Raw genomic sequence first — 10,172 nt, forward strand, 5'->3', positions numbered from 1 at the left:
AACAAAAGGGATGTTTCGTTTGGTTGTCGGCGAAGGCAAGCACCATCCGGCCGGTGTCGGCGCCAATGCCCCCTATGCGCCCCTGGTGTGTCCGGTGCGCCAGTGCTGCTCGCGGTCGGCGAAGGCCGCGCGCAGGTCCGGCTCGCCGACCGCGCTGACGCCTCGTACGGCGACGGTGGTGAGGTACGTACGGTCGTCGCCGCCGGCGGCACGCCGGGGCAGGGCGCCGAGCAGCCGCTGACCTGCCGGGGAGGCCCAGCGCGAGTAGGGGTGCACCTCGACGCGGGCGATGGCCAGGCAGCTCAGGGTCAGTGCGAGGGGGAGCGCGAACCAGAGGGCGATCAGATGGCGCGGCACGTCCGACGGGGCGGGCGTCAGCAGCGCGGTCGCGCCCAGGGCGAGGACCACGACCGCGGCGATCTGCACCTGGCGGACCGCGGCCGCGACCGTCGTGCGCGTCCCGTCGGGCACGGCGAGGCCGGCGCGGACGAGACGGTCGGCGAGACCGCGTACCGGGGCCGCGGTGGCGGCGGCGTCCCGGACCGGGGCGATACGGGACTGCCCCTCCGGTCCGATCGCCCCTATGACGGAGCGCTCGATCTCGTCCCGGCCGCGCGGATCGACGACCGTCGCCCAGCCCGTGTGCGCGAGCAGCAGTCGGCGCTGGCGGGCCATGGAGACGAGGGTGAGGTCGGCGACCCGGCGTGGGCCGCCGGACAGGAACGCCGCCTCGTACAGCGTGAGGTCGTGTCCGTGGCCCGCGTCCACATCGTCGGCCGCGGCGTGTACGGCGGCCAGGCACAGCCGGGTGCACGCGGTTCCGGCGGCGGCCCAGGCCAGCAGCAGGAGAAGGACCCAGAACATGACGCTGTTCTATGCGAGATGGTCTGGACTGCGCCATGCCTTGTTCACAATCCGGACAAGTGTTTGCCGGTATGTGACGTTCCCCTTAGGGCTCGCGCGGGGGCGGGCTGGTGGCGGGTGGGGGGAGCGAGTAGCTCGGGGTCACCGGGACGGCCGGGGTCGGCGCTGCCGTGAAGGCGGGCGGGGCCGGGGAGTTGGTGATCGGGGGTGTGCTGCCGGCGGCCATGTCCTGGGCCAGGGCGTCGAAGTCGACGTAGCCCGTGGCCTCCAGGATCTTGATGTGGTCCAGGACGGTGGTGTTGGCGTCGTCGGCGAGGGTGCGGACCAGGGAGTTGCGGGTGCTCGCGCGGACCTGGGCGACGACGGAGAAGACCCTGCCGTGTGCGAGACGCAGGATGTTCGCGAACTCGCGGTCGTACTCGACGCCTTGGGCCGCGTTCAGGGTGGCGAGCCACCCCTTCTGCTGGTCGTTCGGCTCGTCGGGAAGCACCAGGCCCAGCTGCGAGGCGACGTCGCGGACCCGCTCGTCCAGGAAGGTGTGCCCCTCGACGAGGTGCTGTCCGGCCGTCCGTACGGCCTGTGTCGTGCCCTTCTGCTGGGCCTGCTGGCCGGCGGGCAGCTCCCACAGCCCGGCCAGCCGGACCTTTGTGACGAACTCCCGGTCGAGAGCGGACAACGGCCCGTACTGCGTCGACACGGTCTCGGCGTTGAGTACGTCGGCTCCGGTCCCCGACCGGTCGGCGTACGACCAGATCGGGAAGATCAGCGCCATCAGGGTCGCTGTCAGGCCGGTGATGATGAGCCCCGTGCCGCTGAGAATTCCTCGGCCGTTGACGGGGGGTCGCGGTCGCATGGTGCCTCCTGTTACGGCACCGCACGCTAGTGAGATTTCGAGTGCGGGATTGGCATGTTACTGCGCGGTCCGTGCCAACTGCCGTACAGGAGCGAATGGTTGCATCCCGGACACCAAGGGCGAATGGTGAAGGGATGGCTGGTGGCATATGGCATCAAAGGGTGGCCAACCGAGTGTGTGGGAGATGTGTCGAGGCGAGGGTGTTAATCCCGGCACACTCGGTCGCGGTGTCGGTGCCGACGGCGGCTGGTCACCGTCGCAGCAGCACCCGCCGCGTCGCCCGTGCCAGCCGTACGGCGGGCCGGTGGGACCGCGGCCGCGTGCCGGACCGCTCCAGCCACCACTCCCGCAGCCCGGCCCGGGCGTGCGGGTCCTCCGGCAGGCCGGAGCCGAGGAGGTGCCCGGCGAAGTCCAGCGCGTCCCGCCGGTAGCCGGCGCCCATCGGGTGGCCGTGGGCGTACCCGAGGAACGCCGCCCGGTACCCCGCCCCGAGAATCTCCGGCAGTTCGGGCGCGACCTTCGCCACGACATCCGCCCGCTTCCCGGCGAGCGCCCGCGCCTGCACCCCGACCCGCACCCGGTCGAACCCCTCGGGCACGGGCGTCCCGGCGACGAGCGCGGAGAGCAGAGAGGTCTGGGCGAGCGCCAGACGCTGACGGGCGGGGGCTGGGGTGGGGCCCGAGGTGGTGAGGGGAGTCGCGCCGGGGGTGGCGGCCGCGGTGGTGTCGAGGCCGGTCTCCTGGCCCAGGTCGCCGGATGCTTCCGCCGGTCCGCGCCCGACCTCCGGAGCCAGGTCGCCGGAGACTGCGCGGATCCGCTCCCGCTCCCCGGCGTCCGCGACCTGCCCCGCGGCCTCCCCGACCGACTCGCCGACGCCCTCCTCCGGGCTTCCCCCGGCCTGCTCGCGCCCCTTCTCCAGCGCGCCCCGGATCGCCGCCAGTTCCCCCTCCAGCTCGCTCGGCTCGGGGAAGTTCTCGTCCCGTTCCAGCAGGACCCCCGGCGGGGAGACGCGGGAGGCGAGGTCGGTGAGGATGTCGAGGACCGGGCGGGGGACGGGGTGGGCGTGGCTGTCGTGCCAGACGCCGTCGCGTTCGAAGCCGCCCGCCACGTGGACGTAGGCGATGGCCTCCAGCGGGAGGTCGGTGAGGGCCTCGGCGGGGTCCTCGCCGCGGTTGACGTGGTTGGTGTGGAGGTTCGCCACGTCGATCAGCAGTCGTACGCCCGTGCGGTCGGCCAGCTCGTACAGGAACTGCCCCTCCGTCATCTCCTCGCCCGGCCAGGAGATCAGCGCGGCGATGTTCTCGACGGCGAGCGGCACGGGCAGCGCGGCCTGGGCGATACGGACGTTCTCGCACAGCACGTCGAGCGCGTCGCGGGTGCGCGGCACCGGCAGCAGATGACCCGCCTCCAGGCGCGGTGAGGCCGTCAGCGGCCCGCCCGCCCGGACGAACGCGATGTGCTCGGTGACCAGTGGTGAGCCCAGGGCCGTGGCGCGCTCGGCGAGGGCTGTCAGCCGGTCCTCGTCGGGCCGGTCCGCGCCGCCGAGCCCGAGGGAGACGCCGTGCGGGACGACGGTCACCCCGCGCTCGCGCAGCCGGAGCAGCGATTCGGGGAGGTGCCCGGGGCAGACGTTCTCCGCCACGGCCTCGACCCAGTCGATACCCGGCATGCGCTCCACGGCGTCCGCGATCTCCGGCCGCCATCCGATTCCCGTACCCAGTCGCTCCATCGTCCCCGTCCCTCCTCCGGCCGACTCTCCGCTCCACCTGGATCCGCTGTGTCGTCCCCTTCGACGGCTCGCTGTTTCCGGCGTGACGGGGGTATGGCCCCGGTGCCCGGCCTCGAATCCCCCCACCCCGTCGTTCAGAGGAACATTTGAGGTTCCGGTCACCCGTGCCAGGACGTACGTAACGCGGCAGCCGCCCGTTCAAACGGGCGGACCGCTCACCCCCACTCCGGCGACCGCCCCAGCAGCCGCAGCGTCTCCTCCAGCGGCCCGGCACCGGGCGGTACGTCCAGCGTCGCGGCGAACGCGAACCCCGGACCCCTCCCCGCCGGATCGGCCGGGACGCGCCGGGCCACGGCCAGGGCCGCCGTCAGGACCTCGTCGGGGAGCTCGAGCCCGACCCCCAGCGTTGCGGCCACATCCCAGGCGTGCACCACGTAGTCGATGAAGTGGAAGCCGATCGCGAGCCGCCCGGGGAACCGCCCGCCCAGCTCGGGGAGTGTGAACTCCCGCTCCACGGCGCCCGGTTCGGCGAACGCCCCGAGGAGGCCCGTCGCGGCCGCCCGATGCACCTTGGCCGGCTCGCTCATGTCCGCCGGCTCCGTCCAGTACGCCGGATCGCCGCCCGCACCCCGCGCGGCGGCCGCGAACCCGTGGTGCTGCGCGGCCATGTGCGCCACCAGCCGCCGCAGCGTCCACCCGGCGCAGGGACCGTCCCGCTCCCAGTCCCCGTCCTGCGCGAGTTCCACCACCCGCAGGGCCTCGTGCACGGCGATCCGGTCGAGTTCCACGACGTCCATCACTGCTCCTCGGTGATCAGGTCCAGGGCGTAGGCCCACAGGGTCGATGGCTCGAACGTCGCGAACTCCCGTGTCGCCGAACGAAGTTCACCGCGCCCACGGTGGGCGCGCACGATCCGCAGATGGTCGGGCCGGCCGACGAACTCCTTGAGCGCCCGCTCGTCGGCCCACACGGACACGGCTCCGGAGCGTCTGCGGACCGGGTCGGCCCACAGCCACATGCCGAGCGCGCCGGGCGTCTCCGGCCAGGTGCGGCGCAATCGCGCGCCGGCCAGGGCGACCGAGGCGGCCTGCCCGAAGCCGAGGGCGGTGAAGTCGGTGACGCCGACCACCACCGGGGCGTCGGTCGGCGGTTCGGGTCCGGGCTGCCAGGGAGCGCGCAGGATCGTTCGTCGCGAGATTCGCATGGATCCGAGAATAAAAGTAAGCGAACGATCGTGCTACTTGTTTTCGGCCGCCGGCCCCGGATGGCGAGCAGTCGACTTGCCTTGTCCCTCAGCCCACTTGGGGCACCGACGAGGCGTCCACCGCCACCGCCCGCAACCGCGCCGCGATCCCCACCCGCGCCCGTCGGTAGGCGACGTTCTCCCCGTGCAGCACGGACAGCGCGTTCGCCGACTCCATGAGGGCGATCAGCTCGAAGGCGAGCTGCCCGGCATCGGTGTCGGCGCGCAGCTCACCCGCGGTCCGCGCCTCCTCGACGCAGCCCTCCACGTGAGCGCCCCAGTACCGCTGGGCATCGACCAGCGCATCGTGCACGGCACCCTCCCGGGCGTCGAACTCGGCCAGCACGCCGTAGAAGAAGCAGCCGCCGGGAAAGACCCGCCCCTCCGAGTACTCCAGCCACGCCTCGCACAGCCGCCACACCCGTCCGATCCCCGCCGGAACCGTCGCGGCGGGCTCCACGACCTCCGCGACGAACACCCGCGAGGCCTCCCGCACCGTGGCCAGTTGCAGCTCCTGCTTGGAGCCGAACAGGGCGAACACCCCGCTCTTGCTGAGTCGCAGATCGGTCGCGAGCCGTCCCACCGACAGCGCCTCGAGACCCTCCACGGAGGCGATCTCGACGGTACGGCGCAGCACCGACTGCCGGGTGCGGTTGCCCCGTTCGACCCTGCCGTCGAGCCGGGTCACCGCAGCGCCGGATGGTCGGCGACGACCGTGCACGAGCCCGGGGCGATCTCGGTGAACCCGGCGTCCCGCACCAACGGCAGCCCACTCCGCACGAGTTCACGCCACCGGTCCCGCCCAGGGGTCCGTACGGCGACCGGGAACCCGGCGTCCCGCCAAGCGGCCCGCTCCTCGTCCGACAGCTCCCACCAGGCGAGTTGAGCCCCGTGCCCGGCCTGAGCCATCGCTTTCCCGGCCGACATGTCGACGTCCGGGCTCATCCACAGCACGGGGACACCCGGATCGGCGTCCACCGGCGGCTCGGGGTCGTCGAGGTCGGTACCCGACACCTGAAGCTTGGCCAACTCCTTGGGCCACCCGTCCAACGGCACCGGCGGAAACACCCGCACCTCCGCGGACTTCCCGGTGACCGTGATCCCGGGCAGCGCCTCGGCCTTCCGCCACTCGCCCCCACGGGCCCGCCGCACGACCTTCCGGATACGCGCGTCCTGCCAGTCGTGCATGGCTCGGGCCCACTCACCGTCACCGAGGGAGCGTTCATCGCTGAGCATGACGAGAACGGCACGGGCGGCGGTCTCGAGAGCGTCGGTACGGGCGGGAGGCGCGCCCCGCTCGATGCGCACGACCAACGGCAGTACAAACTGCGGCGCTTGATCGCGAGCAGTGGCCGAGTGCTGGAACGGACTGTCGCCGGGCGGCATGGAATCAGAGCTCACACCAGCCAACCCTAAGGGGCGCGGGGCTGTGTCGATTTGCGGCTACCGCCGCGTGGGCGCGACCAGCCACAGACAACCATCGGCCGCCACACGACATCATGACCACCATGGAACGCGATCTACAGCTGGACAACGTGGGCCGCCGCTACGGCCTACGCGGCCCCTGGGTCTTACGAGGCATCCACCTCACCCTCACCTCGGGCACCCTCACCCGCATAGAAGGCCCGAACGGCACCGGCAAATCCACACTCCTTCGCGTACTCGCCCGCCTCGACGCCCCCTCGGAGGGCCGCATCAAGGGCCGCCCCCGCACCGCCTACGTCCCCGAGCGCTTCCCCTCGGCCCTCCCGTTCACCGCTCTCGGCTACCTGACCCACCTGGCCACCATCCACGGCCTCACCCGAACCTCGGCCGAGCGAGCCGCGGCCGACACCCTGGAGCGATTCGGCGCCACCCCCTACGCCCGCACCCCCATGGCCCAGCTCTCCAAGGGCAGCAGCCAGAAGGTCGCCGTCGCCCAGGCACTCCTCGCCGAACCGGAGCTGCTCGTCCTGGACGAGGCGTGGACCGGCCTCGACGCGGACGCCCGGGCGGAACTGGAGCGCGCGGTCGCCGAGCGCACCGCGGCGGGCGGGGCGGTGGTGTTCGTCGACCACGACCCGAGCCGGCTGGCGGGGGTGCCCGACGCGACGTACGCCGTGCACGAGGGCGGCCTCCACCGTCGTACGACACAAGCCGCCGCACCCTCCGGCCCGCAGGTGACCGTCGTGGCCCAGGGCCCGGCCGGCGGCCGGCTGCCCGCGGACGCCCAGCGGACCGTCACCACAGCCGAGGAGACGGAACCGGGCACCTACCGGCTCGCCGTCCCCACGTCCCACTCGGACGTCCTGCTCCGCACCCTGCTGGCGGCCCGCCCGCCGTGGCATGTCGTGAGCGTGAGCCACGAGACACAGGAAGGCGGCCGATGACCGCTCTGCTCCGCTACCAGGCCGCCCTGCTCGTACGTTCCCAGCGCTGGTTGCCGCCGTTCATCCTGTACGTCGCGTTCCTGGGCATCGGGGTGCAGAGCGGCCAGCCGATCCTCGACTCGCTGGGGTACGCGGCCGCCGCGCTGCTGCCCGTCGCCGCCTGGCTGGTGCGGATCTGTGTGTCCAACGAGCCGCCCGCGGCCCGTGCCTGTGTGTCCGCGGCGGTCGGGCCCACGCGGGCGCACCTCGCCTCTCTGTTGGTGGCATTCGCCACCGCGGCGCTGCTCGGCACGGCGGCGACTCTCGTCGTGACGCTGATCAGCGATCCGGTGAGCGCCGACCACCAGATGCGGGTGCCACGGTTCCCCGCAGGTGCGGCCGGGCTGATCGCCATCCTCGCGTGCGCCCTGCTCGGCACGGCCGTCGGGGCGCTCACCACCTGGCCGCTGCTGCGCTCGCCGGGACGGGCGGTTCCCACGATGCTGCTCGCGGCTCTGCTCACGACGGTGACGACCGGTTCTCCGGCCCAGGCGGCGGTCCAGGGCCTGGTCACCGGCTCCCGCGAGGGCACGGTCCCACTGCCGCTGCTGCCCCTGGCCGCGGCCGCCCTGCTCACCGCGGGCGCGACCGCCGTGGCCTGTGTGCTGACGTCCCGGAGATCACCCTGAGCAGGCGGTCCGCTGGGCCTCCTGCCACTCGCAGACGGGGCACATGGTGATCCCCTTGTACGACTCCGGGTACTCCGTCGGCTTCCGGCACAGCACGCACTCCGCGTACGGCGGACCGTCGGCGACGGGCGGCCTCGGCACGTCTCTGATCGTGCAGTAGTCGTCGCTCATGCCTCCAGCGTAAGGCGCTCAGCGCCGTCCACCCGTGGCCCCGATCAGCTCGGACACCTTCACGAACCGGTACCCCTTCGCCCGCAGCTCCGGCACGACCGTCCGGACGGCCCGCTCGGTCGTCGGGGCGGCGCTGCGGGTGCAGTGCATGACGACCACGGAACCGGGCCGGACCCCGTCCAGCACCTGCCGGGCCACGGCGTCCGCGTCCGTCGCGAAGGCGTCCCCGCTGACCACGTCCCACTGCACGGCGGTGACACCGGCCGGGGTGAGCGCCTTGAGGGACTCGCGGTCGTAGCAGCCGCCGGGGAAGCGGAAGTACGGCCGCGCGTCCGGGACACCCGCCTTCCGGAAGGCGGCGTAAGCGTCCTCGACATCGGCCCGCATGCGGTCCTGCGAGACCGTCGGCAGCCCGTAGCAGTCGCCGGTGAAGGCGTAGTGGCTGTACGAGTGGTTCGCCACCTCGAAGAGCGGGTCCCGTCCGATCGACCGCGCCTGTGTCGGGTACTCCTCGGCCCACCGCCCCGTCATGAACACGGTGGCCGGCACCTTCAGGGCTCGCAGCGCGGCGATGAGCCGCGGATTGTCGAAGCGCTCGCCGGCCGCGGCCCGGGGCCCCTGGTCCGCGGTCATGTCGGCGTCGAAGGTGAGCGCGACGGTCTTGCCGTGCGTGCGGGGGCCGTTCTTGAAGACGGGGGTGAGTCCGGCGGGGCCCGGGGCGAGGGTCGGGGGCCGGGAGGGCGCGGCGGGGGCGGAGGGGGCCGGGTGGGTGGCCTGGGGTGCCTCAGGGGCGGCGGTGCAGGCGGTGAGTGCGGCGCCGAGGGCGCAGGAGGCCGCCACTTGTCGTACTCGAATGATCACCGTATGAACATAACGGGATGAATCGGGCGCATCCCGGATTGCGGCCGCTCACGCGCCGCTCAGCTGCCCGTCATGCCCCCTTCAGTAGCCGCTGGCGGCACTCCGCCACGTCGAAGTCCGCCTTCGGGTACTGCGGGTCCAGTGCCGTCAGGTGCTCCAGGAGGAGGCGGCTGACGGCCCAGTTGCGGTACCACTTGCGGTCGGCGGGGATCAGGTGCCAGGGGGCCCGCGGGGTGGAGCAGCGGTGCAGGGCGAGCTCGTAGGCCTCCTGGTACGCCGGCCACAGCTCGCGCTCGTCGATGTCGCCGGGGTTGAACTTCCAGTGCTTGTCAGGGCGGTCCAGGCGTTCGAGGAGGCGGCGGCGCTGCTCGTCGTAGGAGATGTGCAGGAAGCACTTGATCAGCGTCACGCCGTCGTCGGTGAGGGACTTTTCGAAGCGGTTGATCTGGCCGTAGCGGCGGCCGAGTTCGGGCGTCGGGACCAGCTCGCGGACACGGGCGATCAGGACGTCCTCGTAGTGCGAGCGGTCGAAGATGCCCAGTTCGCCGGAGTGGGGGAGCGCCTGGCGGACGCGCCAGAGGAAGGGGTGTGCGCGCTCCTCGGGCGTCGGGGCCTTGAACGCCCTGATACGGCAGCCGGACGGGTTGAACAGGCCGATGACGTGCTTGACCGTGCCGCCCTTGCCGCTGGTGTCCATGCCCTGGAGCACCAGCAGGACGCGCCGGCGGTCACCTGCCGTGCTCGCCGCCCAGAGCCGTTCCTGGAGACCGGCGAGGCGCTCTCCCGTCAGGGCGGTGTCGGCGAGGGCCGCCTTCTTGCCGCTCGGGCCGCCGGTCGTCGCCCTGGTGTCGTAGCTGGAGAGGTCGACCGGCTCGTCCCCGGGGACGCGGAGCAGCTCGCTCAGTCCGCGGTGCTTCTTCTCGGCCACGGGGCGTCCCTTCCGGTCCGGTCGTGCCTCGATCATGCGCCGGGAGGCGGGGGTCCGCCTCCCGGCGCGGAGGCCCTACCTGCGCCAGGGCCCCGTCACCGCGAACGTCGTCCCCGGCGTGTAGCAGTTGACGTACATCGTGTCGCCGTCGGGCGAGAAGGTGACCCCCGCGAACTCGCCCCACTCCGGCGCCTCGGGCGTCCCGATGTTCTGGGCGTTGCGGGCCATCGCGTACACCTCACCCCGGCGCGTGACGCCGTACACGTGCTGGGCGCCGTTGCCGTCCTCGCAGACCATCAGGCCGCCGCTGGGGGCGAGGCAGATGTTGTCGGGGGACTCGCCGGGCAGCTGGATGTCGGTGTCCGGGCCGAAGACGATCACCAGGGTCAGGCGGCGCGAGGACGGGTCGTAGCGCCAGATCTGGCCGAAGTGGTCCGCGGCCGAGCCCTCCGCGCTGTGGGCGAAGGACGACACGAAGTACACACA

At 72.6% G+C, this 10,172-nt stretch carries 13 protein-coding genes; 2 read left to right on the forward strand and 11 right to left on the reverse strand.

Annotated features, from left to right (window positions below; genetic code table 11):
• Positions 1-72: 72 nt before the first annotated feature.
• The 7 genes from ACWD3I_RS41645 to ACWD3I_RS41675 form a co-directional block, all read right to left on the reverse strand.
• Entirely contained in the window at positions 73-864 is a 792-nt protein-coding gene (locus tag ACWD3I_RS41645) for a TIGR04222 domain-containing membrane protein (protein ID WP_365398816.1), read from the reverse strand.
• An 85-nt stretch (positions 865-949) separates the two neighbouring features.
• Positions 950-1,717 carry a DUF4142 domain-containing protein gene (locus ACWD3I_RS41650; protein WP_365398813.1) on the reverse strand — a complete coding sequence of 256 codons (768 nt, stop codon included), beginning with the start codon at positions 1,715-1,717 and terminating at the stop codon, positions 950-952.
• Between the two features lie 250 nt (positions 1,718-1,967).
• A complete protein-coding gene (locus tag ACWD3I_RS41655; RefSeq protein WP_365398810.1) occupies positions 1,968-3,446 on the reverse strand; it encodes a DUF692 domain-containing protein in 1,479 nt (492 codons plus the stop codon).
• A 215-nt stretch (positions 3,447-3,661) separates the two neighbouring features.
• Positions 3,662-4,243, reverse strand: coding sequence for a TIGR03086 family metal-binding protein (locus ACWD3I_RS41660; RefSeq protein WP_365398807.1), 582 nt, complete (start codon positions 4,241-4,243; stop codon positions 3,662-3,664).
• Positions 4,243-4,650, reverse strand: coding sequence for a hypothetical protein (locus ACWD3I_RS41665; RefSeq protein WP_365398804.1), 408 nt, complete (start codon positions 4,648-4,650; stop codon positions 4,243-4,245). The genes ACWD3I_RS41660 and ACWD3I_RS41665 overlap by 1 nt, the downstream gene beginning before the upstream one ends.
• An 88-nt stretch (positions 4,651-4,738) precedes the next feature.
• Positions 4,739-5,377 (reverse strand): TetR/AcrR family transcriptional regulator, encoded by a 639-nt coding sequence (locus ACWD3I_RS41670; protein ID WP_365398801.1) that lies wholly within the window; start codon positions 5,375-5,377, stop codon positions 4,739-4,741.
• Positions 5,374-6,075, reverse strand: coding sequence for an aminoacyl-tRNA hydrolase (locus ACWD3I_RS41675; protein ID WP_365398982.1), 702 nt, complete (start codon positions 6,073-6,075; stop codon positions 5,374-5,376). Before ACWD3I_RS41675 ends, ACWD3I_RS41670 begins: the two co-directional genes overlap by 4 nt.
• 122 nt (positions 6,076-6,197) lie before the next feature.
• Here ACWD3I_RS41675 and ACWD3I_RS41680 point away from each other — a divergent pair, with 122 nt between their 5' ends.
• Together ACWD3I_RS41680 and ACWD3I_RS41685 are read left to right on the forward strand one after the other, a co-directional pair.
• Entirely contained in the window at positions 6,198-7,058 is an 861-nt protein-coding gene (locus ACWD3I_RS41680) for an ABC transporter ATP-binding protein (RefSeq protein WP_365398798.1), read from the forward strand.
• Positions 7,055-7,726, forward strand: a complete 672-nt coding sequence (locus ACWD3I_RS41685) for an ABC transporter (RefSeq protein ID WP_365398795.1) — start codon at positions 7,055-7,057, stop codon at positions 7,724-7,726. Before ACWD3I_RS41680 ends, ACWD3I_RS41685 begins: the two co-directional genes overlap by 4 nt.
• Here ACWD3I_RS41685 and ACWD3I_RS41690 read toward each other — a convergent pair.
• The 4 genes from ACWD3I_RS41690 to ACWD3I_RS41705 all read right to left on the reverse strand — a co-directional run.
• The gene (locus ACWD3I_RS41690) at positions 7,718-7,897 is read right to left on the reverse strand and encodes a hypothetical protein (RefSeq protein WP_365398792.1); all 180 of its coding nucleotides are present in this window, start codon (positions 7,895-7,897) and stop codon (positions 7,718-7,720) included. The two genes, ACWD3I_RS41685 and ACWD3I_RS41690, sit on opposite strands and share 9 nt — an antisense overlap.
• Positions 7,898-7,915: 18 nt before the next feature.
• Entirely contained in the window at positions 7,916-8,758 is an 843-nt protein-coding gene (locus tag ACWD3I_RS41695) for a polysaccharide deacetylase family protein (RefSeq protein ID WP_365398789.1), read from the reverse strand.
• 70 nt (positions 8,759-8,828) lie between these two features.
• Entirely contained in the window at positions 8,829-9,722 is an 894-nt protein-coding gene (locus ACWD3I_RS41700) for a PPK2 family polyphosphate kinase (RefSeq protein ID WP_451084325.1), read from the reverse strand.
• A 39-nt stretch (positions 9,723-9,761) separates the two neighbouring features.
• On the reverse strand, positions 9,762-10,172 hold a 411-nt coding region (locus tag ACWD3I_RS41705; protein WP_451084326.1), incomplete at its 5' end, for an alkaline phosphatase PhoX.

The organism is Streptomyces sp. NPDC002817 (assembly GCF_053592055.1).

Coding starts and splice junctions, on each gene's coding strand:
- ACWD3I_RS41645 (WP_365398816.1), bottom strand. CDS start 864: ATGTTCTGGGTCCTTCTCCTGCTGCTGGCCTGGGCCGCCGCCGGAACC.
- ACWD3I_RS41650 (WP_365398813.1), bottom strand. CDS start 1,717: ATGCGACCGCGACCCCCCGTCAACGGCCGAGGAATTCTCAGCGGCACG.
- ACWD3I_RS41655 (WP_365398810.1), bottom strand. CDS start 3,446: ATGGAGCGACTGGGTACGGGAATCGGATGGCGGCCGGAGATCGCGGAC.
- ACWD3I_RS41660 (WP_365398807.1), bottom strand. CDS start 4,243: ATGGACGTCGTGGAACTCGACCGGATCGCCGTGCACGAGGCCCTGCGG.
- ACWD3I_RS41665 (WP_365398804.1), bottom strand. CDS start 4,650: ATGCGAATCTCGCGACGAACGATCCTGCGCGCTCCCTGGCAGCCCGGA.
- ACWD3I_RS41675 (WP_365398982.1), bottom strand. CDS start 6,075: ATGCCGCCCGGCGACAGTCCGTTCCAGCACTCGGCCACTGCTCGCGAT.
- ACWD3I_RS41680 (WP_365398798.1), top strand. CDS start 6,198: ATGGAACGCGATCTACAGCTGGACAACGTGGGCCGCCGCTACGGCCTA.
- ACWD3I_RS41685 (WP_365398795.1), top strand. CDS start 7,055: ATGACCGCTCTGCTCCGCTACCAGGCCGCCCTGCTCGTACGTTCCCAG.
- ACWD3I_RS41690 (WP_365398792.1), bottom strand. CDS start 7,897: ATGAGCGACGACTACTGCACGATCAGAGACGTGCCGAGGCCGCCCGTC.
- ACWD3I_RS41700 (WP_451084325.1), bottom strand. CDS start 9,722: ATGATCGAGGCACGACCGGACCGGAAGGGACGCCCCGTGGCCGAGAAG.